Source organism: Phenylobacterium sp. (assembly GCF_030697925.1).
Taxonomy (GTDB): domain Bacteria; phylum Pseudomonadota; class Alphaproteobacteria; order Caulobacterales; family Caulobacteraceae; genus Phenylobacterium.
The window spans coordinates 1-25,775 of sequence record NZ_JAUYOJ010000091.1; the positions used below are offsets into that span (position 1 = coordinate 1).

Here is a 25,775-nt window from a genome sequence, read left to right on the forward strand (position 1 = left end):
GCTGCGCAAGGCCGCCGAACGCACCGTCGAGGCCACCTGGCGCCGCATCGGCCAACTCCTCGACCACTTCACCCCAACCGAGTGCGCCAACTACCTCGTCAACTCAGGCTACGCTCCATGCTAAAACGGTCATGCTCTAGAGCTGCGTCTTGTAGCTCTCGATGATCTGCTCATCGCTGACCGTCGGCTTGCCCATGTTGAGCTGGTCCATGACCATCTCGGCGCCGGAGGGCAGGGTGGCCCGGTCCACCTGGGCCTCAGGGTCCCAGAGCCGGCCGCGCATGATCGCCTTCGGACAGTGGAAGTAGGCCTCCTCCACCGCGATGCTGACCACCAGGCGTGGGGTCTTCCCGAACTCCACGAACTGGTCGAGCAACGCCGGATCGTCGGTGGCCGAGGCCCGGCCATTGACCCGGAACACATCGTCGAAGCCGGGGATCATGAACATCAGCCCGATCCGGCCCGGGCCGCCCAGCAGGTTGCGCAGGGTGTCGAGGCGGTTGTTGCCGGGCCGGTCGGGAAGGTGGAGGGTCGCGCCGTCCTCGCTGACATGGACGAAGCCCGGCTCGCCGCCGCGCGGGGAGACGTCGATCGATCCGTCGGGTCCGGCCGAACTCACCACGCAGAAGGGCGAGAGCGCGATGAAGCTCTTCCCGTGCTTCTCCACATGGGGCAGCGCTTTCTCCAGGACGAGCTTGCCGGGCGGCCGGTAGATCCGGTCGAGATCGGCGAGGTCCAGCGTCTTCATGGCGGCTCTCCACTTGCGAGGCGTTCGCAACTATGCGCGTGCAAGCCCGGGTTGTCATCCCTAGATGAACAGAACCTCGCGCCCGACGTCAGAAATGGGCCATCTTGTCCGGGCTAGAACGACACGGACGCTTCACGCTAAAGGCCAGGCATGCTCCGCACGACCCTCTTCGCAGCCCTTGTCGCCGGCGCCTTCGCCGTTCCGGCGTTCGCCCAGGATGGCGCGATCCTTCCGGGCTACTGGGAGGTGACCAACAAGGTCAGCGCGGTGATCAGCCAGACCAAGAAGGAGACCCGCTGCATCACCCCCTCGGAGGTGCAGAAGTTCATGATGGGGCCGTCCAATCGCCACTACAAATGCGACTATCCCACCCGGATCTTCAAAGGCGGCAAGATCACGCTGAAGGGCAAGTGCGCCACCAAGAACGGCCACACCGCCCTGCTGGAGGCCACCGGCTCCTATTCGCCCACGACCTTCAAGATGGTGGCCGATATCGACACCTCCTGGTCGGGCCTACCGCTCAGCGGCCGGGCGACGACCGAGGCCAAGCGGATCTCCGACACCTGCCCCGCACCGGCGGCCGCGCCGTCCTAGACCGAGCGATCGACGGGCGCCGTCGCCAAAACCCTAGCGGCGCCGTTTACTTGCCGCGCGCCAGGGGCGAAGGTGCCGCTCACTTCCCCGTGAGAGACGATCCCCGCATGGCGACCCTTCAGGAACTGACGCAGCGTGTGAAGGCCGCGGTCGGCGAGGACGCCGGCCTGGGCAAGAGCTTCAAGATCGACCTGCGCGGCGAAGGCTTCATCCATATCGACGGCGACGCGGTCACCAATGAGGACAAGCCCGCTGACCTGACCGTGTCGGTCAAGCACGCCGATCTGGAGGCCCTTGGCCGCCGGCAGCTCGATCCCATGACCGCGGTCATGACCGGCCGGTTGAAGCTGTCGGACATGGGCCTGGCCATGTCGCTGCAGCCGCAGATGCAAGCGCTGTTCTCCAAGCTCGGATGAGACGACCGTGACCGCTCCCCTCATCGCCATCCCCACTGCGCCGATCCCCCAGGGCGGCGAGGCCGACTGGTTCAGCGGCGCCGGCGGCGTCCGCCTTCGCGCGGCCCTGTTCCCGGCCAAGGGCAAGGCCGTGGGCTCGGTGGTGCTGAGCGGCGGACGCACCGAACCCATCGAGAAGTATTTCGAGGTCGTCGAGGAACTGACCGCCCGCGGCTTCGTGGTGCTGACCCACGACTGGCGCGGCCAGGGGCTGTCGCATCGCGACCTGCAGGACCGCCTGGCTGGCCACGCCGACGGCTACCAGGCCTTCCTGCGCGACTACGAGGCCCTGCTGGCCGCCTACGGCCCGCGCTTGCCCAAGCCCTGGTACGCGCTCGGCCACTCCATGGGCGGTTGCCTGACCCTGCTGGCGCTCGCCCACGGCCAGGCCAAGCACTTCGAGGGCGCCCTGCTCTCGGCTCCGATGCTGGGCGTGCGCACCGGCAATATCCCCCTGGCGATCGCGCGCGGCCTGGCCGGCCTCAACGTGCTGATCGGCCGCGCCGGACGCTATGCCCGGCCGCCGTCGAGCGCGCCCGAGACCTTCGAGACCAATGTGCTTACCCATGACCGCGCCCGCTGGACGCGGACCCAGGCGCAGGTCGCAGCCCATCCGGAACTGGCGCTGGGCGGCCCCACCTGGGGCTGGCTCGACTTCGCCTTCCGAGCCACCGCCTATCTCGGCCAGGCAGGGAACTTGAAAAGCGTGGCGATTCCGGTCGTCATCTGCTCGGCGGAAGAAGACAAGCTTATCGACAACGATGCGCAACGGACCGTGGCCGCGAAACTGCCGAAGGGCGAGTTCCTCGACGTGCCGGGCGCCTACCACGAAATCCTGATGGAGACGGACACTATGCGGAACATCTTCTTGCGAGCGTTCGACGCTCTGACGGGCAAGTCGCCCGCCCCGACTCCCGCCGCCGCGCCGGCCGCCGCCGCGCCGACCCCCGCGCCCGCTCCAGTGGCTGCCGCCGCTCCGGCTCCCACTCCGGCTCCCGCCCCCGCAGCTGCCGCGCCGAAAGCTGCGGCTCCGAAACCCACGGCCCCCAAGCCGGTCGCGAAGAAGGCCCCGGCCAAGGCCGCGACGCCGAAAGCGGCCGCCAAGCCCGTCGCGGCGAAGAAGGCTCCCGCCAAAGTCGCCGCGAAGCCGGTTGCTGCGGCCAAGCCCGCGGCCAAGAAGGCGGCTGCGAAACCTGCCGCGAAGTCCGCGCCCAAGGCCGCCGCGCCGAAGAAGGCGCCCGCCAAGCCCGCCGCGAAGCCGGCCGCCGCCAAGGTGGTCAAGCCCGCCGCGGCCAAGCCGGCTCCGAAGGCCGCAAAGAAACCCGCCGCCGCGAAGAAGCCGGCGCCGAAGAAGTAGCTATTTCGCCGACCGCCGGAGCGCGACCAGGGCCTCATCCAGGCAGGCCTGGTCGCCGGCGATGACGATCTGACCGCCGTGCTGGCCGACCGGCGCCCCGCGCCAGTCGGTGACCACGCCGCCCGCGCCCGCGATCAGCGGAATGGCGCTCTCGATGTCCCAGGACTTCAGGCCGGCCTCGATGACCATGTCCATCGTTCCGGCCGCCACCATGGCGTAGGCGTAGGCGTCGCAGCCCAGCCGCGCCAGCTTGGCCGCCGCCCGCACCTGGGTCCAGGCGCCCAGCTCCGGCCCGTCGAAACAGCCCTCGGGATCGGTGGTGGCGATGATGGCGTCGGTGAGCTTGGGGCAGGGCCTAACCCTCAGCGGCCGGCTCCCGCCACGCGACATCAGCCGCGAACCGCCGGCATGGCCGATATAGAGCTCGCCGAGATAGGGTTGTCCGATGGAGCCCAGGACCGGCTTCCCCTGGTGGCGCAGGCCGATCAGGGTGCACCACAGCGGCAGGCCGGCGATGAAGGCCCGCGTGCCGTCGACGGGATCCAGCACCCAGACGAACTCGGCGTCCGGGCGATCCTCGCCGTATTCCTCGCCGATCACCCCGTGTTCGGGATGGCGCTGCGAGATCAGTTGTCGGATGGCGGCCTCCGCGCCCTTGTCGGCGGCGGTGACGGGATCGAAGCCCTTGGCTCCGCCCTTGTCTTCCAGGCCGTGGTCGGCGCGGAACAGCGGTTCGATGGCGGCCGCCGAGGCGGCGTTGAGCTCGATCAGGAAGCTGTCCAGCTCAGAAAGACGGCCGGCGGCGAGGTTGGAGTCGGGCATGGCTCCCGCTTTACCCCGCCGCCGGTCCCCGCGAAATCCCCCCCCAGGGCCCGCGGGTCGCCAATGTCGCGTTGGCTCAGGCGATGGGATGGTCGCCGTTGAGCGACTTGGCGAGGTCTAGGAGACGGCGGCGCGGACGCTCGCCGAGCTGGTAGTAGGCGCGGATCAGGTCGAGGGTTTCCTTGCGGGCGAACATCTCGCCGCCGGCTTCACCTTCGCCCGCGGTCTCGCGCTGCGCGGCTTCGGCGAAGCCGTCGTAGAAGTAGCCGACCGGCACTTCCAGGGCTTCGGAGAGCTGCCACAGGCGGGCCGCGGAGATGCGGTTGGCGCCGCACTCGTACTTCTGGATTTGCTGGAACCGGACGCCGCAGGCGCCGGCCAGTTGTTGTTGGGTCAGGCCGAGCAGCCGGCGACGCCGGCGAAGACGCTTGCCCAGGTGAACGTCGATGTTGTTGCCCATGGGCTCCATATCGCCCCCTCGCATCTGCTTGGAGCCGTCCCAAAACGAAACGGCTTGAGCTGGATCGCGCAAATCGCGCGCCAAGCGAGCGGGGTTCGCGTTGCACGGAGGGGAACGACGCGACTAGTAGAGGGGGATGACCCAAGCTGGACCCTCGCGATGGCAGGATTTCCTCTGGCGCCTCGAGGCCATGGCCTTCGATGCGGTGATCCTGCTCGCCCGTACCCTGCCCGTGGACACGGTCTCCGACTTCGGCGCCTGGTTTTTCAAGACCTTAGGCCCGCTGACCAGCGCCCATCGGGTGGCCGAGACCAACCTGAGGATCGTCTTTCCCCAGGCCTCCGAAGCCGAAGTCGGCCGCCTGCTGCGGGCGCAATGGGACAATACCGGCCGCACCTTCCTGGAGCTGCTGATCATGGACCGGATCATCGGAGATCCAGATCGAGTCGAGGTGGTGAACGCCGCCCGCCTGCGGCAGATCGCCGCCAAGAAGGAGCCCGTGGTGTTCGTTTCGGGCCACTTCTCGAATTTCGAGGTGATGCCCGCGGTGATCGTGAATTCGCCGGTGGTCAGCCAGATCACCTATCGGGCGATGAACAACCCGCATGTGGAGGCGCGGGTCCGTGACTATCGCTTCCGCTACGGGGTCCGCTATTTCGCGCCCAAGGGCGGCGACGGCGCGCGCGAACTCCTCGCCGCCCTGGGGCGAGGCGAGTCCGTGGCCCTGATGAACGACCAGAAGTTCAACGGCGGGGTGGCCGCGCCGTTTTTCGGCCGCACCGTCCACACCGCGCCCGGCCCCTCGCGCCTGGCCCTGCGGTTCGACACCGTGCTGCAACCCATGTCGGTGCAGCGCAAGCACAAGGCCCGCTTCCGCGTGGTGGTCCACGACCCGATCGAGCTCACCAAGACCGGCGACATGGCCGCCGACATCGAGGCCGGCGTGCGCAGGATCAATGCCTTCATCGAGGCCCAGGTGCTGGAACGGCCCGCCGAATGGTTCTGGACCCACAGGCGCTGGCCCAGCGAGGTCTACAGGCGCGCGCGGTGAGCCTGTCCGGACAGACGAGGCCGACGTCCGGACATAACCTGGCTTGAAGCGGCGGCGCGATGGGCCGATCGAAGGGGCCTTCGATTGGCCTCGGCGAGAGCTTCATGACCGCTTCCACCCGCGACGCCGGCCCCGCCGGCGCCAAGTCGTTCGCCGCCGAGGTCGCCGACACCCTCAAGACCGTCGGTGTGGCCCTGTTGATCGCCCTGGTCCTGCGGGTGATCCTTTTCCAGCCCTACACCATTCCCACGGCCTCAATGGAGCCGGCCCTGCTGACCGGCGACTACATCATCGTCTCGAAGTTCGACTACGGCTGGAGCCGCCACTCCATCCCGTTCAGCCCGCCCCTGCCGGCCGGCCGGATGATGGGCAAGCCGCCGAAACGGGGCGACGTGGTGGTGTTCAAACTGCCCCGCGACCTGCGCGAGACCTATATCAAGCGGCTCATCGGCCTGCCGGGCGACCGGGTGCAGGTGGTCGGCGGGACCATCTCGGTCAACGGCGTCCCCATCGCGCGGACGCCGCTGGGTCCGGTCGAGGATCCGGGCGAGCCGGGCCTGACGGTGATGCGCGAGCAGGAGGCCAAGCCGAGCGGCCAGACCTACACGACCTTCGATCGGGGACCGGGCCGGCCCGGCGACGACACCGAGGTCTATGTGGTGCCGGAGGGCCGTTACTTCGTCATGGGCGACAATCGCGACAACTCCCTGGACAGCCGCTGGCCGAGCGAGGTCGGGGTCGGTTTCGTCCCGGCCGACAACCTGATGGGCAAGGCGCGGTTCATCCTGCTGTCGTGGCGGGGCGGCGCCGAGATCTTCAAACCCTGGACCTGGGTGATGCGGTTCGATCCGGACCGCGCCTTCCAGGCCCTGCGATGAGACCTATCGCCGGGGCGGGGCGCTTGCTCCGCAATACTCTTCGAAGTTGATCGCGCCGTCGCGGTCGCGGTCGAAACGCGACAGGTCCCGGAAGGTGACCCGGCCGTCGCCGTCGGCGTCCAGGCGTGAGAATTCGCTCTGGGCGCTGGGCCGGGCGAGCGAGGGCAGGGCGATGGCGCCGACCGCCGCAGCGATCATCGCTCCGGCGATCAGGTGGCGGCGCCGGCGAGGAGCCGGGCGGGCCGCCTCGCCGTCCAGGTGGCGCTCGATGAAGGCGCGAAGGGTGTCGCTGGCCGAGCGGCCGTCCGACCGGCACCGGGCCATGAACGCCTGCTTGGTCGGATGTGGAATGCGAATCTCCAGGGATTCGCTCTTTTTCAGCTTCTTGGGTTCAAGCATGACGCGACGCCGGAATGATGCGCGGCGCGGGGCCGCCAAGGGTGTAGCCAAACCCATCTGGCGCCCGGACGACAGCAAAATCATGTCCGGACAGGCCTAGCGCGCGACGTCCCTGGTCGGTGACGCTCCAGGGAGGAGCGTGGTGAGCAGCATGTTCTCGAGGGTCTGTTGTTCGTAGGGCTTGGCCAGGGCCGGGACCTGGGCGAACTGTTCGGTAATGCCGTCGATCCCGTAGCCGGTCGAGAAGATGAACGGCACATGCCGGCTGCGAAGCGCCTCGGCGACCGGATAGACCTTCTCCCCGCCAAGGTTGACGTCGAGGATGGCGCCGTCGAGCGCCAGCGCCTCGTCTCCGGCCAGGGCGAGGCCGCGCGACACCGTACCGGCGACGTCCACCACCACGCAGCCGAGGTCGGTGAGCATGAACTCGATCATCATGGCGACCATCGCCTCGTCTTCGACGATCAGCAGGCGGAGCCCTGTGAGCGCGGAGCCCACGGCGCCTACGCGGCCATCTGCAGCTTGGGGGACAGCGGCAAGCGCATGCGGCAGCGAAGGCCCTCCGGGTTGAAGATCAGTTGAACCTCGCCGTCGAACTCGCGCGCGAGTCCCTTTTCGATGAACCGTGAGCCGAAGCCGCGGCGTTCCGGCGGCGTGACGGCCGGGCCGCCCACCTCGCGCCAGTCGATCTCGACCGCAACGGGGTCGCTCGAGCTGTCCAGGTCCCATTTGACGTGCACCTGGCCCGCCAGGGTCGAGAACGCGCCATACTTGGCGGCGTTGGTCGCCAACTCGTGGAAGGCCATGGTCAGTGTGACGGCGGCGTTCGGGCCCAGACGGACGTCAGGGCCCGTGAGGTTGACACGGTTCGCCTGGCCCTGGCCGACATAGGGTTCGAGCGTCTGGCTGATGACCCTGGTCAGGGACGCGCCGTCCCACGCGACCTCGGTCAGCAGGTCGTGAGCGCGGGCGAGCGCGCCGATCCGCGCGAGGAAAGCCCCCTCGAACGCCGCCACCGTTTCCGCCGTCCGGCTGGTCTGCATGGCGATCGATTGCACCGTCGCCAGGGTGTTCTTGACCCGGTGGTTCAGCTCGTCGAGCAGGGCGCGCTGTCGCTCTTCGGCGAGCTTGCGTTCGGTGATGTCCAGCGACACCCCGGCCATGCGAACCGGAGAGCCGCGGTCGTCATAGACGGCCCGGCCACGGATCTGGACCCACTTGACCTCACTGTCGTGGGCGAGCGTCCGACACTCTGTCTCCAGGTCCGACCCGAGGGCGACGGCCCGGTCCACGGCGCGCTGCAGCCGCTCGCGATCGTCCGGATGGACCCGGGCGAAGAGCTGCTCGTAGCGGTCGACGGGCTCGTCCGCCTCGAAGCCGAAATTGGCGCGGAAGAAGGCCGAGGCGGCCAGGCGGCGGGTCTCCAGGTCCAGCTCCCAACTCCCCAGACGGCCTGCCTGCAGCGCGAACTCCAACTGCTGCTCGGACTGGCGAAGCGCCGCGCGACCGCGTTCGGTGGCGAGGCTGAGTTGGGCCGCCGCCTCCATCACCTGACTGCGCCGAAGCGCCTCCTCGGTCTTGCCGCGCTCCTCCATCTCGGCTCGCAGCGCCCGGTGGGCTTCGGCGAGGGACGAGTTTGAGACGCCGAGTACGATCACCACCAGCGAGGCCATGACGATCAACATGGCGATGCCGCCATAGCGGGCCGCGCGCCGGGCGAACGGCTCGCTGATCGTTCGCAGATAGACCGAGCCGAGTCGGGTCGCGCCCTGGGCGACCGGCCGCGTCACCACCAGTCGGTCGCCGATCAGGGCGGGCGGCCCCACCCGGTTCGTGGCGGGCAGTTCCGACCCGGCGCGGGAATAGCCGGCGACCAGGCCGCCCTGCAGATCGTAGACCCCGACAGCCTCCACGTCGTGGTTGGCGCTTAGGGCCGCCACATATTCGCGCGCCGCCAGGCGGTCGTCGAAGGCCAGGGCCGCGGTCACGCTGCCGGACAGGATGTCGGCCTGCACCGTGACGGCGCGGAGCTTCTGGCCCCCGGCCACGTGCTCGTTGTAGACGGCCATGGACAGCCCGACGAGAACCAGACCAACCGCGAGTGCGATCACCAGGCGCGGACCGGGCCGCCATTGCTTCCAGGCATCTGGGCGCGGGATCAGCTTCATCCCTACCCTCCAGGCCTGGCGGAGACCGCGAGGCTCAGGAGCTTCGAGCTGATCGTCACGCCGTTGGCGGCGGCGGCGCTGGTGTCGATATCGAAGCGGACGCGGCCGTTCTTGACGATGAACTGGATGACTGCCCCGCGGACGGCCTTGCTCTGGTCCGAGACTGTCAGGACCGGTGCGCCCTTGATGTTGCGAAGCGTGTCGGCCGACGACCGGCCAGCGGCGTCGCCGAGATAGAGGATATGGCATCCGGCGCCGCTTTCCGCGCTTCGGAGCCGGCGGACGGCCATCGGATGCCCGTCGAGATGTTGGCCGCTGACCGCCTGTTCCAGCACCGTGCCGAACGGATCGTTCCCCACGACGCAAAGATGGAAGGGGCTCGATTGGGATGGAAAGGCCGAGGCGGGCCAACGGACGAAGGGCGCGAACTTGTAGAGATAGGTCGCCTTGACGGCGGATTCGGAGGCGCTGGCCTGGGCCCGTCCAGGACCGCCGGAGACGATCGCGCAGATCAGGGCCAGCAGGACTGCGGGCCGCAGGCGATCGAGGCTCCGCAACGCCATGGCTAGAATCTCCATCGCAAGTCGATGAAGACGCTGCGGGCCGACTCAACGCCGGTGGCGCCGATCTGGACGTTGGCTTTGGCCGTCCCGAACTCCGAATGATGGTCGTTCAGAAGATTGGCCCCGGTGAGCGAGACCTCAAGCGATCGCGAGATCGCCCAGGCGATCCGCGCGCCGAGCTCGGCGTAGGCCGGTGACGCTGGGTTGGGCAGGGCGACGATCCTGCGCAGGTCGAGGTCCAGGCTGACCCCATGGCCGAAATCCATCATCGAGCGAATCGACGCCTGGTGCGTCGGATCGTTCCCGGCGATCTGCGTGCCGACGATCTGGCTGGAGCCCGGTTCATAGCGGAGGCGCTTGCGCAGCCAGTTGGCGCCGCCGGAGAGCCGCCACCAGTCGGCGACCTGATAGACTCCCCAGGCCTCGACGCCGTAGGTCTCGCCCTCCATCCGGTTGTCGAACACGATCGGCAACCTACCGCCCGTCAACTCGAAACTCCGCAGGTCGTCATAGACGTTGTAGAAGGCGGAGATGGAGACGGAGCTCCGCGCCGAGGGTTGGGCGCGATAGCCGAGTTCGTAGGCGATCACGGTCTCGGGCTGGAAGTCGCGCCCCGTCAGCCGCACGGCTGAGGTGCTGGACAGGCCGGTCAGCTCGACGAAGTCGCGGTCGAGCCGCGATGGCGCGCGCACGGCCCTGGAGACCGCGGCCCAGATCAGGGTGGTGTCGGTGGCCTTCCAGGACAGGCGCGCCGTGGGCAGCGGCTCCACCCCGGTATAGGGGTCGTCCTCGAGCTTCAGTCCGAGCGTCAGCTTGAGCGCCGGGGTCAGGGCGATGGTGTCCTGGACGAACAGGTTGGCCAGGCCCTGCCGGCGGCCGACAGGATCGAAGAACTGGGTGCGCGGCGGCGTGGGCGTGATCGGGAATTGGTCGTCGGTGATCCGGTAGCCGCCGCCCCAGACGATCTGATGGGCTTCGCCCCATGAGAAGCTGTGCTGCACATCCAGGTCGTAGGTGCTCAGGCGGTTGTCGAACCGGCCAGGCACGGTGCGTTCCAGGTGATCATAATAGGCCTGGACCTGCAGGGTCCCGCCGCCGCCGGTCGGGTGGGTCCAGCGGGCGGTCAGATTGTGGCCGGAAATCTCCTGGTGGCGGGAGGCGGCCACCTGCTCTGTCCCGCGATAGGCGTCGCCCTGCAGGGTTATCAGGTCGTCCGAGCCCGACCAGTCCAGCCGGAACCCGGCCTGGCGTCGCCGCCAGCCATCCCGCGCGTCCCCGCCGGCGGCGGTTTCGCTGTGGGCGTAGTCGACCCCGTCGGCATAGACGCGATAGGTCAGGGCCTCGCTAAGGGCTCCGCCGTACCGCAGGCTGGCGCGCTGCTCGAGATTGCCGCCGCCGACTTCCAGCACCCCGCCCTCAGTCTCGCTCGAGCGGCGGGTGACGATGTTGATCACCCCGTTGACCGCATTGGCGCCCCAGAGGGTCGCGCCGGGCCCGCCGATCACCTCCACCCGCTCGATGTCTTCCGGCAGCACGTGCTGGGCGTTCCAGAACACCCCGTGGGAGAACGGGGTGTAGACGCTGCGTCCGTCGATCAGGACCAGCAGCTTGTCGGCGGCGCTACCGTTGAAGCCCCGCGCCGATATGGCGTGGCTGCTGGCGGTGATCTGCGCCACATGCAGGTTCGGAGCCTGGCGCAGGATGTCGGGGATGTTCGTCGCGCCGGAGCGCATGACGTCGTCATGGGTGATGACGTAGATCGCCGCCGGGGCGTCGCTCAACGGCTGGTCGGTCTTCGACACCGAGGAGACGTCGATATTCGCCAGTTCCTCGATCGAGAGCCGGCCCAGGTCCGCAAGGGCGCCCGCGTTCGGTTCGGTGGCCGCGAAGGCATGGAGCGGGAACAGGAAGGCGCCGAGCGCCGAGGCGACGGCCAGCTTGGCGGGGTGGGCTTCCCGCTGCTCGCCGACGTCTCCGTGACCCCGCCTCATCGACCGCCCGCAATCACCAAGTTTTCAACAAAGAGTTTTCGCGTCGCTCGCGAGTGAATCACCGCACGGTCCGAGAGGCAACGATACACGCGATGGTTTATGATACTGCGAGTCGCGCGCAAGAGGGGAGAAGCCTTCGATCACGCGCCTAAGGTGGTTTTTCGCCTCGGCGAACAACGATGGATGGCTTCAGGCCGGCGCTCGGGCGCCCACCATCAGCATCGGGTCCATGTGCCGGCCGCGCCACAGCACCCGCCAGCACAGGTGTGGACCGGTGGCCCGGCCGGTGGCGCCGACCGCGGCGATCAGCTCGCCCTGGCGCACGACCTGGCCGCGCAGGACGTCGATGCGCGACAGGTGCAGATAGGCGCTGACCAGGCCCTGGCCATGGTCGATGGTGATCAGGCCGCCCTCGTACAGCAGGCCGTTCTCGGCCAGGGTCACCACCCCGCCGGCCGGGGCGTAGACGGCCGTTCCACGCGGGGCGGCGAGGTCGATCCCATAGTGCGGGGGACGCGGTACGCCATTGAAGATCCGCTGGCCGCCGAACCGGCCCGAGACTCGGGTATAGGCGACCGGCAGGACGAACCCCCCGGTGAAGTCCTCGCGCTCGGCGCGGCTGGCGAAGGCCTCGCGCTTGCGCCGGGTCTCCCAGGCGATGCGGGCTTCCAGCTCCGGACTGGCCTTGCGGGTGCTGCGCCCGCCCAGGCCGCCGATGTGCTGGATGTCGTAGTCGCCCGGCGCGATCGACAGGGTCCGCACGCTCTCGCCCCCGGGGGCGACCGCGCGGACCACGGCGTTAGGGCCCGCGTCCCGGTCGAAGCCGACCACGAAGGCGCCGGTGGCCGAGGCTTGGGTCACCTCCTGGCCGTCGAGGAAGATCTGCGCGCGGGGCGCGGTGCGGCCCAGCGCGAAGCCGCCCTGCTGGTAGCGGCCGCTGAGGTCCAGGCGGGGCGGGGCGCTATAGGCCGGTCCGACCAGCGCGAATGTCGCTAGCCCCGTGAGCGCCGCCCGGCGGTTCAGGGGTTGAGTTCCTTCCATCGGGCCGTGGCCTCCGCCGGGGTGGCGTAGGCTTCCTGCAGCGCGGGGTTCCAGTAGCGCAAGGCTTCTACCGGGATCTTGGCCTTGGTGACAGCGCAGAGCACGTAGCGACCAGGCTTGAGGACGACGAATTCGCCATCGCCATAGTGCAGGACGGCGAGGTCGGCCGGCTGGCCGGCGAGGTCACGATCATGAGCGTTCATGAGCGGCATTCTAGCGTCCGGAGACGGTTTAGAACAGGTCGCCCCGCCTCATAGGGTCGGCTGGTCGTGGAATCCGCGGCTGCCGTCGTCCTGCGCCCCGGTGGTTTCGACCTGGCTCACCCGGGCCGACGGCGGTCCGCTGCGGCAGGCCGCGACAAGCTGCTCGACCGCGGCTTCCGGTCCGATGGCCAGGAGTTCCACCGAGCCGTCCCGCCGGTTGCGCACCCAGCCGTCGAGCCCCAGCCGCCGCGCCTCTTCCGTGGCCCACCAGCGATAGCCCACGCCCTGGACGCGACCGCGGATGCTGAGGCGGATGGCGTGGCGCTGCATGGCGGAATTCAACGCCCGCGAGACGGTCGGGTCTAGAAAAGATCGCCCTGGGCGGGCGGGATCGTGGGGCTCCGCGCCGGGCGCGCGGGCTTGGGCGTCGGCGGCGCGGCGCTGGGCGTTCCGTCGATGGTCGCCTCGCGGGTCTGGTCGGCGAAGACCAGACGCACGCCCTCGCCGCTGGCCAGCGACCCGCCCTCGCGAACCAGGGAGCCGTCCGGCCGCTCGACCCGGGCGAAGCCGCGCTTGAGCGGCGCGTCCGGGTTCACCGAGGCGTAGAGCTTGCCGAGGCTCACCAGCCGCTCGCCGGCGCGCTCCAGCCCGCGATCCATGGCCGGGCGCAGCCGGATCGCCAGGCGGCCCAACCGGTCGGCGCGCACGTCCTGCGGCCGCAGCAGCAGGCCTGGCGACAGGCGCGAGGAGACCCGCACCAGGGCCGTGTGATGGGCCGCCACATTGCGCGACAGTCCCGCGCCCAGCCGGCTGGCGGCTAGGTTGAAGCGCTGGGCGGCCATCTCCACCAGGTCGGGCACGCGGGCGAGCGCCCGGCCGGCGTTCTCCACCCGGCCGCGGCGATCCTCAACCGCCCGGCCGCCGCCGCGGTGCAAGCGCGCCGAGAGATCGGCGATTCCGGCGCGCAGCTCGGCCAGCACCGGAGTCGCCATTTCCGCCGCCGCCGTGGGGGTGGGCGCGCGGCGGTCGGAGACGAAGTCGATCAGGGTGGTGTCGGTCTCGTGGCCCACCGCCGAGATCAGCGGGATGGTCCCGGCGAATACGGTCCGCGCCAGGGTCTCGTCGTTGAACGCCCAGAGGTCCTCCACCGAGCCGCCGCCACGGGCGACGATGATGATATCCGGTCGGGGGACCGGCCCGCCGGGCTCCAGCGCATTGAACCGGGCGATGGCGTTCCCGACCTGTGCGGCGGCGGTCTCGCCCTGGACCACCACCGGCCAGACGATCACGCGGCAGGGCCAGCGGTCGCGGATGCGGTGCAGGATGTCGCGGATCACAGCTCCGGTGGGACTGGTGATCACTCCCACCACCGCGGGCATGGCGGGGAGAGGGCGCTTGGCGGAGGTCTCGAACAGGCCTTCGGCCTGCAGCTTGACCTTCAGCCGCTCGAGCTGGGCCAGCAGGGCGCCGACCCCGGCCGCCTCCATGGTCTCGATGACGATCTGGTAGCGGGAGCCGGCGGGATAGGTGGTGATCTTGCCGGTGACGATCACCTCCAGCCCCTGCTCGGGCCGGACCGAGAGGTTGCGGACCGAGCCCTTCCACACCACCCCGTCGATGGCCGCGCGCTCGTCCTTGAGCGTCAGATAGACGTGGCCGTTGGAGTGGTGGGTGACCTTGGACAGTTCGGCGCGCAGGCGCACGAAGCCGTAGGCGTCCTCCAAGGTGCGCTTGAGCGCGAAGGCCAGCTCCGAGACGGAATAGGCCTTGGCGTTGGAGTCGGTGTCGACGTCGGTCATCGGGGAGGAAGGTAGCGGGGTCGGGCGCAAACCCAACCCCCTAGCTCAGCGGGGCCTCAAAATAGGTGGGGCGCGTTCGGCGACGATACGCATCGCCCTTCAGTGTGAACGCGCCCTCGACCCATCCCCCCGGAAGTGAACTAGATGTAGCGCCGCAGCGAGCGGGCCAGTTCGTTGGCCCCTGAGCGCTTTTTGGTCTGGGCCGGCTGATAGGCCACCCGGGCGTGCTCCATGCAGTAGGGACCGTCGTCCTGGCGGCGACCGCAGAAGGTGAAGCCGTCACTGGACGGATCGCCGATCGGCCACTTGCACATGTGGGCGCCCAGGGTCAGCACCGTGGCGGTGCCAGGGGCTTCCTCGACATAGCGGACGGGCGAGGGGACGGGCATGTTCTGGGCGCTGACCGGCTCAGCCAGGCGGCGCGGCGCGGCGGGCTGGACCGCCGGACGGGCGGGACGCGGCGCCTTGAACACCGGACGGGCTGGTTTGGACGGCGTGGCGCGGCCCGAGAGCCCCAGGCGGTGGACCTTGCCGATGACGGCGTTGCGGGTCACCCCGCCCAATTGTTTCGCGATCTGACTGGCCGACAGGCCGTCCTGCCAGAGCTTCTTCAGATTCTCGACGCGTTCGTCGGTCCAACCCATGTCTGGCCTCCACCGTTTTGGCAACATCCCGGCGCCGCCCCCGCGGTGGTGTCCGGGATCAACATCTTGTGGCAGCACGCTTTTGCGGGCTCCATCAACTACTAGATATCGTAACCAAATCCCTAACGGCCACAATAGGCGCCACACGCTTAGTCCACAGGAACAAGATGTAGCGTCCTCACGCCGCACCCTTGCGATCTGCGCGCGGCGAGCGCACATCGGCGGACATGAAGGATGTTCCCGACGCCCCTGCGGTCATTCCGCCCCTGCCGCGCGATTATCACGGCTTCAACTGGGCCGGCTTCTCGACCCTCTACCTGCGCGAGATCCGCAGGTTCTGGAAGGTGGGGATGCAGACCCTGGCCGCGCCGGTGGTCACGGCCCTGCTCTATATGATGGTCTTCGTGGTGGCTGTGCGCGGCGCGGCGCCGCCGATCCACGGCACCCCCTTCGCGACCTTCGTGGCGCCGGGCCTGATCATGATGCAGATCCTCAACAACGCCTTCGCCAACTCGTCCTCGTCGCTGCTGCAGGCCAAGTTCAACGGCCTGATCGGCGATTTCATGACCCCGCCGCTTACCCCGCTTGAGCAGGTCGGCGCCTTCGCGCTTGGCGCGGCGACGCGCGGCGTCGTGGTCGGCGCGGTCACCTGGCTGGCGGTGCTGCCCTTCGCCAGCCTGCCGATCGTCCACCTGTGGGCGATCCTCTATTTCGGGATCGGCGCGGCCCTGATCCTGGGCTTCCTTGGCATCATGGCCGGTCTGTGGGCGGAGAAGTTCGACCACATGGCGGTGGTGACCAACTTCATCATCATGCCGCTGACCTTCCTGTCAGGCACCTTCTACCTGGTCGACAAGCTGCCCGAGCCGTTCCGCACGGCCAGCCACTTCAACCCGTTCTTCTATCTGATCGACGGCTTCCGCTACGGCTTCATCGGCCACGCCGAGGGCTCGCTGATCGCGGGCATGGGCATGACCGCGGGCCTGGTCATCGCCTTCGCCTTCACCTGCCTGTGGATGTTCGAGACCGGTTATAAGCTGAAGACCTAGGGCGCGACCTGACGGGCGTTCGGCGCCGCGTCAGCCTAGCCGCCCCCCGCCATCTCGAGGCGCGGAGTCCCCTGGATTTCCAGCCGGATTTGGCCGCGCCCCGGACGGATCAACCGGACGGGGGCGGCCTTCTCGTCAAGCCGCCGGCGCAGCAGGATCAACCGGGTCTCGAGGTTATCCTTCAGGTCGGGTAGCCTGAGGCTGGGTTCAAGCCGGATTTCGCGGTTGGTGAAGTCGCGCCGTCCCGTCTCCACGAACACTTGCAACAGGTGAAACAGCAGCCGACCTGGCACGCCCTTGATCAGGTAGGCGTCGTCGATGAACACGCTGTCGTCGAAGCTGAAGGACCTCACCCGAAAGCTCCCGGCGCCGAGGTCATCCCCGGCGCCGGCCGATGGCGGGGCGACGGCGGAGGCGGTTTCGCGGGACTCCAGTTCGGCCAGGCGCAGGCTTGCCGCCAACTGGGCGCCGATCAGGGTCAGGGCGTCCTCGTCCTCGCCGGTGAAGCCGAAGCGTTCGGGCGACTCGGCGAACAGCACGCCCATCGCCTTGCCACGGCTGATCATCGGCGCGGCGAGCTGGCTCTGGGGCTCCACGAGCCCGGGTAGGGGAATGAAGCGCGCGGCATCGATCTCGGCAGAGTCTCGAACGGCCTCGGCGAAACGCCGTCCACGACTCATGTCGCTGAGGCGGACCGCTCGCAGGGTCGCCGCGGCGATGCCGATGGAGCCATCCCCCAGCGCCACCTCCGAGCCCACCCCGCCGACCGCATAGCCGCGGCTGGCCAGGGTGGTGAGGCGTGGAGCGCCTTCATCCAGCGAAAGGACCATGACGTTGGCGAAGCCGAGGTCTCTTGTCAGTCCGTCGAGCGTGCGGTCGATCATGCCGTCGGCGTCGGACTGGGCGGCGACCGCCGCCGCCAGCCGCGCGGCCAAGGCCAGCCGCTCTCCGTCATGGGCCAGATCCGGCTGCTTTGCGGCGGTGGTCACCGCTGCGCCGGGCACCTTGCGGCAGTCGAGGACGCGATAGAGGTCGGCGCTGCGCAGGGCCATCACCTCGCCCACGGCGTGCTGTGAACTGATGGCCTTGAGCTGGGCGGCCATGCGCTCGAAGATCTCGCCCTCGCCCAGCGATCGTTCGTAGGCCAGGTCGAGCGCGTATTGCTGTCCGGTCCTGCCGTCGACGACCACCACCGCGGCCCGTCCTGTGGCCTTCACGTTGGCGACGGTCTTCGAGAAGAACTGGTTGGAAAGGGCCACGTGGGTCTCGTCCACCAGATAGACCTGGGAGAGGTAGGAGACGTTGGGCGTGCCGGCGGCGTCGAGAGTCGCGACGATCGACGGGATCACGCCTTCCAGGCAGTCGCGGATGGTGCTGAGGGGCATGCTCATGGCGCGACCTGGGCGAGTTGCGCGCCGGCTCCGGGGCCCGGGGTCTGGGCGAAGGTCGACCTGGGCTGCAACCTCAGCCTCACCAGCCCGACGCGGGTGAGCCAGTGGTCGATCTGCGGCTGCTGCACGCCCAGATCCAGCAGCACCCTGGTCATGTCGTCCGCATAGCGTTCGGCCATCGCCTGATCGGCCCCGTCCATCGGTGTGACGTCCAGGACCTCGCCCTTGAACTGGAAAGTCTTGTAGTCGGAGGGCCGGCAGGCGGTGAAGGCGATCTGCGAACCGACCGCGACGCCGCTGAGAGCGTCGGCCCACTGGCTCGGGGAAACGAAGATGTCGATGGCGTCGCGTCCGGACGTCACGCGGGCGCCGATGGCGCGGCCGACGGCCGGAAGGCCGGCAGCGCTTCGCGTCGCGAATATCATCATCACCGGGCCTTGAACAAAGGCCGCCAAGACCTGGTCGATCACGCGCCGCCACCCCATTGCGGTTCACCGCAACAGTAGCCGCATAGCGTAATCTTAGGAACGCCGTTCGCTCGATAGGAACCATTTAGGATGAAGGCTCAGGGAGCCGCGTCTAGACAGCATCCATCGAAACCCGCCGCCGCGACGCCTTCCGGGCGGCCAGATGATGAGACGCCCCATGTCCGATACCGAATTCCTCACCCAGGCCGTCGCGGGCCGCTGGGACATCTATGGTCCAGTCCACAAGGGGCTGCGGCTCGCCCATGGCGACATGGCCGCCCGCCTCGGCCGCGCCGACTTCACCGGCGACCAGGACGAGCTGCTGGCCGATCTCGCCGCCCACCTGGCGCTGGGCGCCAAGCACCTGGCCCACGAAGAGACCCACATCCACGCCGCGCTGGAGGCCCGGGCGCCGGGCGCGACCATCGATCTCGACGCCCAGCACGACCATCACCGGGCGCGGTTCGACAGCCTGGCCATCGCCATCTGCGCGGTGCAGCATGCAGCCCCCGCCGACCAGCCCATGCTGGGCCGGGTGCTCTACCTGGCCTTCAGCGGCTTCGTCGCCGAAGACCTGGAGCACATGCGGCAGGAAGAAACGATCATCTGGCCGAAGCTTTGCGCCCTGTTCACCGATCAGGAACTGGCGGGGATCGAGATGGCGATCATTGGATCGCTGGCGCCGGAAGAGGTCATCGCATTCATGCGCCTGATGCTTCCGGCGATGAACCCCGCCGAGCGGACCGGCCTGCTCGGCGGCATGAAGGCGGGCGCGCCGGCGGAGGCCTATGCGGCGGTGATCGAGTTGGCGGCGCGGCCGACCCTGCCGGCCAACGATTTCGCGGAGCTCGAGCGCCAAGGGCTGGTCGCCTGAAGTTCGAACCGAACATTGACAGACCGCTGTTCGAAGCCGAAAACGCCAAGCCTTCCGGTCCCCGTCGCTCAAGCGGCGGGGATGCTTCCGTTTTGGAGGGTTACCCCGTGTCCGAAAAGACCGCGCCCCAAGCCGCGACCGTTCCCAACGACCACATCATGGGCGTCTACAACCGCGCCCCGCTGGCGTTCGAACGAGGCGTGGGCGCGCGTCTCTACACCACGGACGGCGAGGAATACCTCGACTGCATGGCCGGCATCGCCACCACGGGCCTGGGCCACGCCCACCCCAAGCTGGTCCAGGCGGTGAAAGACCAGGCCGAGAAGCTCTGGCACGTCTCCAACGTCTTCACGATCCCGGGCCAGGAGAAGCTCGCCAAGGTGCTGACCCAGGCCACCGGCCTGGACGTGGCCTTCTTCACCAACTCCGGCGCCGAGGCCATCGAGTGCGCGATCAAGACCGCGCGCAAGTACCACTGGTCCAAGGGCCATCCGGAACGCATCGACATCATTGGGTTCGATGGTTCGTTCCACGGCCGGACCCTGGCGGCGGTCAACGCCTCGGGCAACGCCAGCTACCTGGAGGGCTTCGGCCCGCGCATGCCGGGCTTCATACAGCTGCCCTTCGACGATTTCGACGCCCTGAAGGCCGCTGTCGGCCCGACCACCGCGGCGATCATCATCGAGCCCGTCCAGGGCGAGGGCGGCGCCCGCTCGCTGTCCGAACAGAGCCTCAAGGACCTGCGCCAGCTCTGCGACGAGACCGGGACCCTGCTGATCCTCGACGAGATCCAGTGCGGCCTGGGCCGGACGGGCAAGCTCTTCGCCCATGAGTGGGCGCAGGGCGCGACCCCCGACATCATGGCCGTGGCCAAGGCCCTGGGCGGAGGCTTCCCGGTGGGCGCCTGCCTGGCCACGGCCGAGGCCGCCTCGGGCATGAGCGTCGGCTCGCACGGCTCGACCTACGGCGGCAATCCGCTGGCCATGGCCGTGGCGCTCGCCTCCATGGAAGAGCTGACCAGCCCCGAGCTGCTGGCCAACGTCCGCGAGGTCGCCGGCTACTTCAATCAGCAGTTCACCGGCCTCAAGGACCGCTATCCAGACGTCATCCTCGACATCCGCGGCAAGGGCCTGCTGATCGGCCTGAAGCTGGCCACCCCGAACCGCGAGATGATGCAGCATGCCCGCGACCAGAACCTGCTGATCGCTGGTGGCGGCGACAACTGCGTGCGCCTGCTGCCGCCGCTGAACCTGACTCTCGACGAGGCCCGCGAGGCGGTCGAGCGTCTGGAACGCGCCTGCGACGCCGCCCGCGCCAAGGCCAAGGCCGCGGCCTGAGACTCAAATCCGCTCATCCCCGCGAAAGCGGGGACCAAAGCTGACATTCCGCTCGGCCCTCACCGGGGTCGAGCGGCATTTGGGGGGATCAGATGACCCAACCCGTGAGACATTTCGTCGACCTCTGGCGGCTCTCCGGCGCCGACCTGCGCGCCATCCTGGATGACGCCGCCGCCCGCAAGGCCGCCCGCCGCGGCTGGACCCAGGGCCGCGTCGACCCCGACGCCCCGGCCTCGGAACGCACCCTGGCGATGATCTTCCAGAAGAACTCGACCCGCACCCGCTTCTCCTTCGACGCGGCGATGCGCCAACTGGGCGGCGACGTGATCATTTCCACGGCCAGCGACATGCAGCTCGGTCGCGGGGAGAGCATCGAGGACACCGCCAAGGTGCTCTCGCGGATGGTCGACGCCATCATGATCCGCGCCAACAGCCACGAGGACGTCGAGCGGCTGGCCTACGCCTCGACCATCCCGGTGATCAACGGGCTCAGCGACAAGGGCCACCCCTGCCAGATCCTCGCCGACCTGATGACCTTCGAGGAGCATCGCGGGCCGGTGGCCGGCAAGACCCTGGCCTGGGTCGGGGACGGCAACAATGTCTGCGCCAGCTTCATCCACGCCGCCCCAAAGCTAGGCTTCCGGCTGAAGATCGCTAGCCCGGCCATCTACCATCCCGACCTCATGGACCTGGCCCGCGCCCAGTCCGAGCAGGGCCAGGTTGAGGCCACCGACGACCCGCGCGCCGCCGTCGAGGGCGCCGACTGCGTGATCACCGACACCTGGGTGTCGATGGGCGACACCGACCATGACGAACGCCTGGAGGCGCTCGAGCCCTACCAGGTCGACGGGGCCCTGATGTCCCTGGCCGCACCGGAGAGCGTGTTCCTGCACTGCCTGCCGGCCCACCGCGGCGAGGAGGTGACCGACGCGGTCATCGACGGTCCGCGCAGCCTGGTCTGGGACGAGGCGGAGAACCGCATCCACGCCCAGAAGTCGATCCTGGCCTGGTGCTTCGGGAAGATCGGGTAGGACTTCAGTCGGTTTGGGCGACGGAACGCCGCGCTCGCAAACGCGGGCTCGTCGCCCTATATCCCCGCACCATGCCGAACTCGCCGCTGCCCATCGCTCCTGACGACCTTGTCGCCCCGTTCCAGATCGAGGGCGAAACCGTGCGCGGACGTCTGGTACGCCTGGGTCCGGCCGTCGACACGATCCTCAGGGCCCACGCCTATCCGGAAGCGGTCGCCAACCTGCTGGGCGAGGCCTGCGCGCTGGCGGGCCTGGTGGGCTCCAGCCTGAAGTTCGAGGGCCGGTTGATCATCCAGGCCCAGGGCGACGGCCCGGTTCGCTATGTGGTGGCCGACTACGACACCTCCGGCGCCCTGCGCGGCTATTGCCGCTTCGACCCAGACGCCGTCGCCGAGGCGGCCAAGGGTTTCATCCGTCCTGGCGCCAAGACCCTGCTGGGCGGCGGGGTGTTCATCATGACCGTGGACCAGGGCGCGGACATGGACCGCTACCAGGGCGTCACCCCCATCGAGGGCGAGACCCTGGCGCTCTGCGCCGAACAATACTTCGCCCAGTCCGAGCAGACCCCCACCCGGGTGCGCCTGGCGGTGGGCCAGGCCGACGCCGGCGATGGGCCACACTGGCGGGCGGGCGGCATGTTGATTCAGAACATCGCCGAGGACGAGGCGCGCGGCTCCCACGGCGAAGCCTGGCGCCGCACCCAGGCCTTCTTCGAGACCATCGGCGAGGACGAGCTGCTGGACCCGACCATCTCGGCCGAGACCCTGCTGTTCCGCCTGTTCCATGAGGACGGGGTGCGGGTGTTCGAGTCCAAGGCCCTGCAGGCCTTCTGCCGCTGCTCGCAGACGCGCATCGAGGGCGTGCTGCGCTCGTTCGGCGCCGACGAACAGGCCGACATGGTCGAGCCCGACGGCAAGATCAGGGTGACCTGCGAGTACTGCTCCACCGTCTATGTGGTCGAGCCCGAGACCATCGCCGCGGCCTAGGCCCCCGTTGCTCTAGGAAGGCGGCGCCAGGGGCTCGCCCTTCGAGAACGCCACCCGCCAAGTGCGGACCTCGCCGACGAATAGGCCGGCGGTTATGGCCGGGTCGGCGGCCATGACGGCCTTGGCCTCGTCCAGGCTGGCCGCGCGCAGCAGGATCACTCCGCCGTCGACCAGGGGAACGGCGCCCTCGGCGTCCACAGTCGGCCCGGCGGCCAGCATCCGGCCCTCGGCGAAAAGCTTTCGCATATAGGCGCCGTGCGGCCCCATCGGCTGGTCGCGCAAGGGTTTGCCGACCAGCCAGGCGGGACCGGTCTTGTAGTGGATCACATAGATAGTCGGGATCGTGGCCGGAGTGGCGGGTTGGGCCATGGCCGGAGTGGCGGCGAGGGCCAGGATCGAGGCGGCGAGCGCGGGTCTCATGGAGGACTCCAGGGTTTCAGGCGCGGGAGCCAGCGCGGGACATTGCTCACATATGCGCCGTACTGATGGGGGAAGCTGCGCCGTAGGGTTGGTTCCTCGTATGTCAGAATGAAGGCGTGGAAGAGCGCCCAGATGACCGCCCCATAGGCCAGGGTCCAGGGGCTCGCGAAGACCAGGGCCTGGCCGAGGATCAGGGCTGTCACCGCCACGTACATCGGATTGCGCACGTGCCTGTAGAGGCCGGTGACCACCAGGACCACCGGCGGTGCGATCGGCGCCGGCGTGCCGCGGCCTTGCCAGGCGAAGCGCAGGAAACAAGCGATCAGGCCCGCGAGACCGGCCAGGCAGAGCAGGACGCCTGCCAGCGTCGGCAGCGGTCCTTCCAGCAGCGGCGAGGGGGGTGACCACCGCCGGATCAGCCAGGGCAGTAGTCCCGCGATCGTGCCGGGCGCCAGGATCAGGAAGGCGGCGGATCCGAGAAGCGACTCTGTGCGGGACATGGGGTGATCTCGCGCGACGCCTGGATCATGCCATGATGTGCTTCACGAGTGGAGCTTATAGATCGGCGTCCAGTATGGCCTTCAGCGACAGGGCGAACGCGTCCACCTGGGCGTCGCCACCCAGGGCCTCGGTCAGCGTGGCGTTGAGTTCGTCCAGCGGCGCGCGGAAGCCGCTGAGCGCCGCCTCGCCCGCTGGGGTCAGGTTCAACGCCCAGGCCCGGCGGTCGACGGCGCTGGGGGTGCGGACCAGCAGGCCGGCGTCGGCCAGCCGCGCGGCCATGGCTGTGATCGCCGACTCCTGCTGCTGGAGTTGCTCGGCCACCACCCGCTGGGTGGCGCCCGGGGTGCGCGAGAGCACGTGCAGGACGGCGGCCTGGGCGGCGGTCACCCCGGCCTTGGCCAGCGAGTTGCGATCGGCGTGGGTCTTCACCCGGTGGGCCGCCAGTTGCAGCAGGTGGAAGACGCGGTGGTCGCTGGCGGCGCTCATAGGGCGACCCTATCTTGCGTTGACAAGGCGGCTCAATGCTCCGATATACTTCACTAGTGAAGCAATGGAAGGAGCCGCGCCATGGGCGCTGTCGACGTCTGGGCTCAGATGCCCACGCAACGGTTCGCCGAGGAGCCCTGGCTCGCCACCCTGCTGCGCTGGACCGGCAAGACCGGCGAGCGGATGGCCACCACCGCGGCCCAGACCCTGGCGGCCATGGACGCGGGCGGCGTCGAGATCGCCCTGCTGTCGGCCTGGCATGGCCCGAAGGGCGACCTGATCTCCAACGACGAGGTCGCCGCCATGGTCGACGCCGCGCCCGACCGTTTCCGAGGCCTGGTCAGCGTCGACCTCAACGATCCCATGGGCGCGGTCCGAGCTATCCGCGAGCATACGGCGGGCGGCAAGTTCGTGGGGGTTCGCATCGTCCCCTGGCTGTGGGACCTGCCGCCCAACGACCGCCGCTACTATCCAGTCTATGTGGCCTGCGTGGAGGCGGGCGTGTCGTTCTGCACCCAGATCGGCCACACCGGTCCCCTCTGCCGTTCCGAGCCGGGCCGGCCGATCCCCTATCTGGACGAGGTGCTGCTGGACTTCCCCGAACTCAAGGTGATCGGCGGCCATGCGGGCTATCCCTGGGTCGAGGAGGTGCTGTCGCTCGCCCGCAAGTACCCGAACTTCTATGTCGACACCTCGGCCTACAGCGTCCACCGGCTGCCGGCCGCCCTGGTGGAGTTCATGCGTGGCCAGGGCCGCACGCGGGTGATGTTCGGCACCAACTGGCCGATGCTCTCGCCCAAGCGCTGCCTGGAACGGCTGGACGAGCTCGGCCTCGACGACCAGGCCCGCGACCTGTTCCTGGGCGGCAATGCGCGGCGGGTTTTCGGGCTGGCCTAGGGCCGCCTCGGCGGTCAGGGTGACCGGGCGCGGGAGGCGGATGTGGAAGATCATGAGCTCGAAGACCTGGCCGTCGTGGCGCCGGCCCTGCTCCAGGCCCTGGAGGCGCTCGGCTTCGTCGCCCGTTACCTGAACCCGCCGGACTTGCCGCAGGTCATGCAGGCCGTCGAGGGGCGGGACGCCGATCTGCGCGCCGCCCTCGGCCGCCTCGCCGCCTGGCCCGAGAACCTGGACCAGCTTCGAGGTCCGCTGGAAGCCGCCGGCGGCGAGGCCCTGGCCGCCTTCGACGAGCTGCGAGAGGCGGGCGACCTGCAGGCGATCTTCCGCGCCCTGCGCCACCCGCCGCGCGCCCAGGAGGCGCTCTATCCGTTGGCCGCCGTCCTGCCCCCGGTCAGCCGCTTCTTCCTCGATCCGGCGGCGCGGGGCGACGCCGAGCTGCAGGCGCGTTTCGCCCAGGCGCCGCCGCGTCCGGACACCGGCGTCATGCACGTCGACAACGAGCCCGGCTCGCGAGGCGGTTTCTCCATGTACGTCCCGGAGACCTACACGCCGGATGTCGCCTGGCCGCTGGTGGTGGCGCTGCACGGGGGCAGCGGCAATGGCCGGGCCTTCCTGTGGAGCTGGCTGCGCGACGCCCGCAGTCACGGGGCTGTCCTGATCGCCCCCACGGCCGTCGGAGGGACCTGGGCCCTGGCGGGCCCCGACCTCGACACCCCGAACCTCAATCGGATCGTGCAGGGCGTGCGCGCCCAATGGAACATCGATCCCGCCCGCCTGCTGCTGACCGGCCTGAGCGATGGTGGGACCTTCAGCTATGTGACCGGCTTGGAGCGGGACTCGCCCTTCACTCACCTGGCCCCGATCGCCGCCTCATTCCACCCGATGATCGCCCAGATCGCCGACCCCGATCGGATTCGGGGCCTGCCGATCCATCTGGCGCACGGCGAGCTGGACTGGATGTTCCCCATCGACGTGGCGCGCCAGGCTCGCGAGGCCCTGGCGGCGGCGGGCGCCGCGGTGACCTATCGCGAGATCGCCGACCTCAGCCACACCTACCCGCGGGAGCTGAACCCGGAGATCCTGGACTGGCTGAGGACGACGTCGCGGCGCTGACGGCGGCGCAGCTGCGAACCTCCAAAAGGCAGGAACCACGAACCTCACGA

30 protein-coding genes are annotated in these 25,775 nt (G+C 69.1%); 12 read left to right on the plus strand and 18 right to left on the minus strand.

The features are described from left to right. Positions 1–136: 136 nt before the first annotated feature. The gene (locus Q8Q88_RS08320; protein WP_305674729.1) at positions 137–748 is read right to left on the minus strand and encodes an MSMEG_1061 family FMN-dependent PPOX-type flavoprotein; all 612 of its coding nucleotides are present in this window, start codon (positions 746–748) and stop codon (positions 137–139) included. 150 nt (positions 749–898) lie between these two features. Between Q8Q88_RS08320 and Q8Q88_RS08325 the strand changes: the two genes are divergently transcribed. From Q8Q88_RS08325 to Q8Q88_RS08335, 3 genes are all read left to right on the plus strand, one after another. After that, on the plus strand, positions 899–1,342 hold the full coding sequence (locus Q8Q88_RS08325; RefSeq protein ID WP_305674730.1) for a DUF3617 family protein: 444 nt from the start codon (positions 899–901) through the stop codon (positions 1,340–1,342). Positions 1,343–1,449: 107 nt separating this feature from the next. Continuing rightward, a complete protein-coding gene (locus tag Q8Q88_RS08330; protein ID WP_305674731.1) occupies positions 1,450–1,758 on the plus strand; it encodes an SCP2 sterol-binding domain-containing protein in 309 nt (102 codons plus the stop codon). 7 nt (positions 1,759–1,765) lie between these two features. Next, entirely contained in the window at positions 1,766–3,154 is a 1,389-nt protein-coding gene (locus tag Q8Q88_RS08335) for an alpha/beta fold hydrolase (RefSeq protein ID WP_305674732.1), read from the plus strand. Here the strand turns inward: Q8Q88_RS08335 and hisN are convergent, their stop codons facing one another. Next, the gene (gene hisN, locus Q8Q88_RS08340) at positions 3,155–3,976 is read right to left on the minus strand and encodes a histidinol-phosphatase (protein ID WP_305674733.1); all 822 of its coding nucleotides are present in this window, start codon (positions 3,974–3,976) and stop codon (positions 3,155–3,157) included. A 76-nt stretch (positions 3,977–4,052) separates the two neighbouring features. Further along, positions 4,053–4,445 carry a helix-turn-helix domain-containing protein gene (locus Q8Q88_RS08345; RefSeq protein WP_254835948.1) on the minus strand — a complete coding sequence of 131 codons (393 nt, stop codon included), beginning with the start codon at positions 4,443–4,445 and terminating at the stop codon, positions 4,053–4,055. 127 nt (positions 4,446–4,572) lie between these two features. On the opposite strand from Q8Q88_RS08345, the gene Q8Q88_RS08350 reads away from it, so the two are divergent. Together Q8Q88_RS08350 and lepB are read left to right on the plus strand one after the other, a co-directional pair. After that, positions 4,573–5,487 (plus strand): lysophospholipid acyltransferase family protein, encoded by a 915-nt coding sequence (locus Q8Q88_RS08350; protein ID WP_305674734.1) that lies wholly within the window; start codon positions 4,573–4,575, stop codon positions 5,485–5,487. Between the two features lie 104 nt (positions 5,488–5,591). After that, a complete protein-coding gene (gene lepB, locus Q8Q88_RS08355) occupies positions 5,592–6,365 on the plus strand; it encodes a signal peptidase I (protein ID WP_305674735.1) in 774 nt (257 codons plus the stop codon). Between the two features lie 3 nt (positions 6,366–6,368). Here lepB and Q8Q88_RS08360 read toward each other — a convergent pair whose 3' ends face one another. The 10 genes from Q8Q88_RS08360 to Q8Q88_RS08405 all read right to left on the minus strand — a co-directional run bounded on the left by Q8Q88_RS08360 (position 6,369) and on the right by Q8Q88_RS08405 (position 15,173). Beyond that, entirely contained in the window at positions 6,369–6,764 is a 396-nt protein-coding gene (locus Q8Q88_RS08360) for an EF-hand domain-containing protein (protein ID WP_305674736.1), read from the minus strand. Between the two features lie 96 nt (positions 6,765–6,860). Further along, positions 6,861–7,262: a response regulator gene (locus tag Q8Q88_RS08365; RefSeq protein WP_305674737.1), complete on the minus strand. Its 402-nt coding sequence runs from the start codon at positions 7,260–7,262 to the stop codon at positions 6,861–6,863. A 5-nt stretch (positions 7,263–7,267) separates the two neighbouring features. Further along, positions 7,268–8,932: a sensor histidine kinase gene (locus tag Q8Q88_RS08370; protein WP_305674738.1), complete on the minus strand. Its 1,665-nt coding sequence runs from the start codon at positions 8,930–8,932 to the stop codon at positions 7,268–7,270. A 2-nt stretch (positions 8,933–8,934) separates the two neighbouring features. Continuing rightward, positions 8,935–9,495 carry a YfiR family protein gene (locus tag Q8Q88_RS08375; RefSeq protein ID WP_305674739.1) on the minus strand — a complete coding sequence of 187 codons (561 nt, stop codon included), beginning with the start codon at positions 9,493–9,495 and terminating at the stop codon, positions 8,935–8,937. 2 nt (positions 9,496–9,497) lie between these two features. Further along, positions 9,498–11,486, minus strand: a complete 1,989-nt coding sequence (locus Q8Q88_RS08380; RefSeq protein ID WP_305674740.1) for a TonB-dependent siderophore receptor — start codon at positions 11,484–11,486, stop codon at positions 9,498–9,500. A gap of 189 nt (positions 11,487–11,675) precedes the next feature. Continuing rightward, positions 11,676–12,527, minus strand: coding sequence for a M23 family metallopeptidase (locus Q8Q88_RS08385; RefSeq protein WP_305674741.1), 852 nt, complete (start codon positions 12,525–12,527; stop codon positions 11,676–11,678). Continuing rightward, positions 12,506–12,730: a DUF2093 domain-containing protein gene (locus Q8Q88_RS08390; protein ID WP_254835950.1), complete on the minus strand. Its 225-nt coding sequence runs from the start codon at positions 12,728–12,730 to the stop codon at positions 12,506–12,508. Before Q8Q88_RS08390 ends, Q8Q88_RS08385 begins: the two co-directional genes overlap by 22 nt. A 48-nt stretch (positions 12,731–12,778) precedes the next feature. Continuing rightward, positions 12,779–13,060, minus strand: coding sequence for an acylphosphatase (locus Q8Q88_RS08395; RefSeq protein WP_305674742.1), 282 nt, complete (start codon positions 13,058–13,060; stop codon positions 12,779–12,781). 32 nt (positions 13,061–13,092) lie between these two features. Beyond that, the gene (gene xseA / locus Q8Q88_RS08400) at positions 13,093–14,529 is read right to left on the minus strand and encodes an exodeoxyribonuclease VII large subunit (protein WP_305674743.1); all 1,437 of its coding nucleotides are present in this window, start codon (positions 14,527–14,529) and stop codon (positions 13,093–13,095) included. A 140-nt stretch (positions 14,530–14,669) separates the two neighbouring features. Next, entirely contained in the window at positions 14,670–15,173 is a 504-nt protein-coding gene (locus tag Q8Q88_RS08405; protein ID WP_305674744.1) for a GcrA family cell cycle regulator, read from the minus strand. A gap of 227 nt (positions 15,174–15,400) precedes the next feature. On the opposite strand from Q8Q88_RS08405, the gene Q8Q88_RS08410 reads away from it, so the two are divergent. Then, positions 15,401–16,222, plus strand: a complete 822-nt coding sequence (locus Q8Q88_RS08410) for an ABC transporter permease (RefSeq protein ID WP_305674745.1) — start codon at positions 15,401–15,403, stop codon at positions 16,220–16,222. A 35-nt stretch (positions 16,223–16,257) separates the two neighbouring features. On the opposite strand, the gene Q8Q88_RS08415 is transcribed toward Q8Q88_RS08410, so the two are convergent. Continuing rightward, the gene (locus Q8Q88_RS08415) at positions 16,258–17,613 is read right to left on the minus strand and encodes a GAF domain-containing protein (RefSeq protein WP_305674746.1); all 1,356 of its coding nucleotides are present in this window, start codon (positions 17,611–17,613) and stop codon (positions 16,258–16,260) included. Next, a complete protein-coding gene (locus tag Q8Q88_RS08420; RefSeq protein ID WP_305674747.1) occupies positions 17,610–18,083 on the minus strand; it encodes a hypothetical protein in 474 nt (157 codons plus the stop codon). The genes Q8Q88_RS08415 and Q8Q88_RS08420 overlap by 4 nt, the downstream gene beginning before the upstream one ends. A gap of 175 nt (positions 18,084–18,258) precedes the next feature. Between Q8Q88_RS08420 and Q8Q88_RS08425 the strand changes: the two genes are divergently transcribed. The 4 genes from Q8Q88_RS08425 to Q8Q88_RS08440 all read left to right on the plus strand — a co-directional run bounded on the left by Q8Q88_RS08425 (position 18,259) and on the right by Q8Q88_RS08440 (position 22,308). Further along, positions 18,259–18,954 (plus strand): hypothetical protein, encoded by a 696-nt coding sequence (locus tag Q8Q88_RS08425; protein ID WP_305674748.1) that lies wholly within the window; start codon positions 18,259–18,261, stop codon positions 18,952–18,954. A gap of 158 nt (positions 18,955–19,112) precedes the next feature. Continuing rightward, entirely contained in the window at positions 19,113–20,291 is a 1,179-nt protein-coding gene (locus tag Q8Q88_RS08430) for an aspartate aminotransferase family protein (RefSeq protein WP_305674765.1), read from the plus strand. 92 nt (positions 20,292–20,383) lie between these two features. Beyond that, positions 20,384–21,322, plus strand: coding sequence for an ornithine carbamoyltransferase (gene argF, locus Q8Q88_RS08435; RefSeq protein WP_305674749.1), 939 nt, complete (start codon positions 20,384–20,386; stop codon positions 21,320–21,322). A 71-nt stretch (positions 21,323–21,393) separates the two neighbouring features. Beyond that, positions 21,394–22,308, plus strand: a complete 915-nt coding sequence (locus Q8Q88_RS08440; RefSeq protein ID WP_305674750.1) for an Hsp33 family molecular chaperone — start codon at positions 21,394–21,396, stop codon at positions 22,306–22,308. A 12-nt stretch (positions 22,309–22,320) separates the two neighbouring features. Here Q8Q88_RS08440 and Q8Q88_RS08445 read toward each other — a convergent pair whose 3' ends face one another. Genes Q8Q88_RS08445 through Q8Q88_RS08455 form a run of 3 tightly spaced genes read right to left on the minus strand, consistent with a single transcriptional unit; the run spans position 22,321 to position 23,715 of the window. After that, positions 22,321–22,728: a YciI family protein gene (locus tag Q8Q88_RS08445; RefSeq protein WP_305674751.1), complete on the minus strand. Its 408-nt coding sequence runs from the start codon at positions 22,726–22,728 to the stop codon at positions 22,321–22,323. Beyond that, on the minus strand, positions 22,725–23,228 hold the full coding sequence (locus Q8Q88_RS08450) for an isoprenylcysteine carboxylmethyltransferase family protein (RefSeq protein WP_305674752.1): 504 nt from the start codon (positions 23,226–23,228) through the stop codon (positions 22,725–22,727). Before Q8Q88_RS08450 ends, Q8Q88_RS08445 begins: the two co-directional genes overlap by 4 nt. Positions 23,229–23,283: 55 nt before the next feature. Continuing rightward, complete coding sequence (locus Q8Q88_RS08455; protein ID WP_305674753.1) at positions 23,284–23,715, minus strand: MarR family winged helix-turn-helix transcriptional regulator; 432 nt, start codon at positions 23,713–23,715, stop codon at positions 23,284–23,286. Positions 23,716–23,796: 81 nt separating this feature from the next. Between Q8Q88_RS08455 and Q8Q88_RS08460 the strand changes: the two genes are divergently transcribed. Together Q8Q88_RS08460 and Q8Q88_RS08465 are read left to right on the plus strand one after the other, a co-directional pair. Then, positions 23,797–24,612, plus strand: coding sequence for an amidohydrolase family protein (locus Q8Q88_RS08460; RefSeq protein ID WP_305674754.1), 816 nt, complete (start codon positions 23,797–23,799; stop codon positions 24,610–24,612). A gap of 42 nt (positions 24,613–24,654) precedes the next feature. Next, positions 24,655–25,725 carry a hypothetical protein gene (locus Q8Q88_RS08465; protein ID WP_305674755.1) on the plus strand — a complete coding sequence of 357 codons (1,071 nt, stop codon included), beginning with the start codon at positions 24,655–24,657 and terminating at the stop codon, positions 25,723–25,725. The last annotated feature ends 50 nt before the right edge of the window (positions 25,726–25,775 follow it).

Excerpts from the sequence above, each read along its gene's own strand:
- Q8Q88_RS08320 (WP_305674729.1), bottom strand. The coding sequence starts at position 748 with ATGAAGACGCTGGACCTCGCCGATCTCGACCGGATCTACCGGCCGCCC.
- Q8Q88_RS08325 (WP_305674730.1), top strand. The coding sequence starts at position 899 with ATGCTCCGCACGACCCTCTTCGCAGCCCTTGTCGCCGGCGCCTTCGCC.
- Q8Q88_RS08330 (WP_305674731.1), top strand. The coding sequence starts at position 1,450 with ATGGCGACCCTTCAGGAACTGACGCAGCGTGTGAAGGCCGCGGTCGGC.
- hisN (WP_305674733.1), bottom strand. The coding sequence starts at position 3,976 with ATGCCCGACTCCAACCTCGCCGCCGGCCGTCTTTCTGAGCTGGACAGC.
- Q8Q88_RS08345 (WP_254835948.1), bottom strand. The coding sequence starts at position 4,445 with ATGGAGCCCATGGGCAACAACATCGACGTTCACCTGGGCAAGCGTCTT.
- Q8Q88_RS08350 (WP_305674734.1), top strand. The coding sequence starts at position 4,573 with ATGACCCAAGCTGGACCCTCGCGATGGCAGGATTTCCTCTGGCGCCTC.
- lepB (WP_305674735.1), top strand. The coding sequence starts at position 5,592 with ATGACCGCTTCCACCCGCGACGCCGGCCCCGCCGGCGCCAAGTCGTTC.
- Q8Q88_RS08360 (WP_305674736.1), bottom strand. The coding sequence starts at position 6,764 with ATGCTTGAACCCAAGAAGCTGAAAAAGAGCGAATCCCTGGAGATTCGC.
- Q8Q88_RS08370 (WP_305674738.1), bottom strand. The coding sequence starts at position 8,932 with ATGAAGCTGATCCCGCGCCCAGATGCCTGGAAGCAATGGCGGCCCGGT.
- Q8Q88_RS08375 (WP_305674739.1), bottom strand. The coding sequence starts at position 9,495 with ATGGCGTTGCGGAGCCTCGATCGCCTGCGGCCCGCAGTCCTGCTGGCC.
- Q8Q88_RS08380 (WP_305674740.1), bottom strand. The coding sequence starts at position 11,486 with ATGAGGCGGGGTCACGGAGACGTCGGCGAGCAGCGGGAAGCCCACCCC.
- Q8Q88_RS08385 (WP_305674741.1), bottom strand. The coding sequence starts at position 12,527 with ATGGAAGGAACTCAACCCCTGAACCGCCGGGCGGCGCTCACGGGGCTA.
- Q8Q88_RS08390 (WP_254835950.1), bottom strand. The coding sequence starts at position 12,730 with ATGAACGCTCATGATCGTGACCTCGCCGGCCAGCCGGCCGACCTCGCC.
- Q8Q88_RS08395 (WP_305674742.1), bottom strand. The coding sequence starts at position 13,060 with ATGCAGCGCCACGCCATCCGCCTCAGCATCCGCGGTCGCGTCCAGGGC.
- xseA (WP_305674743.1), bottom strand. The coding sequence starts at position 14,529 with ATGACCGACGTCGACACCGACTCCAACGCCAAGGCCTATTCCGTCTCG.
- Q8Q88_RS08405 (WP_305674744.1), bottom strand. The coding sequence starts at position 15,173 with ATGGGTTGGACCGACGAACGCGTCGAGAATCTGAAGAAGCTCTGGCAG.
- Q8Q88_RS08410 (WP_305674745.1), top strand. The coding sequence starts at position 15,401 with ATGAAGGATGTTCCCGACGCCCCTGCGGTCATTCCGCCCCTGCCGCGC.
- Q8Q88_RS08415 (WP_305674746.1), bottom strand. The coding sequence starts at position 17,613 with ATGAGCATGCCCCTCAGCACCATCCGCGACTGCCTGGAAGGCGTGATC.
- Q8Q88_RS08425 (WP_305674748.1), top strand. The coding sequence starts at position 18,259 with ATGTCCGATACCGAATTCCTCACCCAGGCCGTCGCGGGCCGCTGGGAC.
- Q8Q88_RS08430 (WP_305674765.1), top strand. The coding sequence starts at position 19,113 with ATGGGCGTCTACAACCGCGCCCCGCTGGCGTTCGAACGAGGCGTGGGC.
- argF (WP_305674749.1), top strand. The coding sequence starts at position 20,384 with ATGACCCAACCCGTGAGACATTTCGTCGACCTCTGGCGGCTCTCCGGC.
- Q8Q88_RS08440 (WP_305674750.1), top strand. The coding sequence starts at position 21,394 with ATGCCGAACTCGCCGCTGCCCATCGCTCCTGACGACCTTGTCGCCCCG.
- Q8Q88_RS08445 (WP_305674751.1), bottom strand. The coding sequence starts at position 22,728 with ATGAGACCCGCGCTCGCCGCCTCGATCCTGGCCCTCGCCGCCACTCCG.
- Q8Q88_RS08450 (WP_305674752.1), bottom strand. The coding sequence starts at position 23,228 with ATGTCCCGCACAGAGTCGCTTCTCGGATCCGCCGCCTTCCTGATCCTG.
- Q8Q88_RS08455 (WP_305674753.1), bottom strand. The coding sequence starts at position 23,715 with ATGAGCGCCGCCAGCGACCACCGCGTCTTCCACCTGCTGCAACTGGCG.
- Q8Q88_RS08460 (WP_305674754.1), top strand. The coding sequence starts at position 23,797 with ATGGGCGCTGTCGACGTCTGGGCTCAGATGCCCACGCAACGGTTCGCC.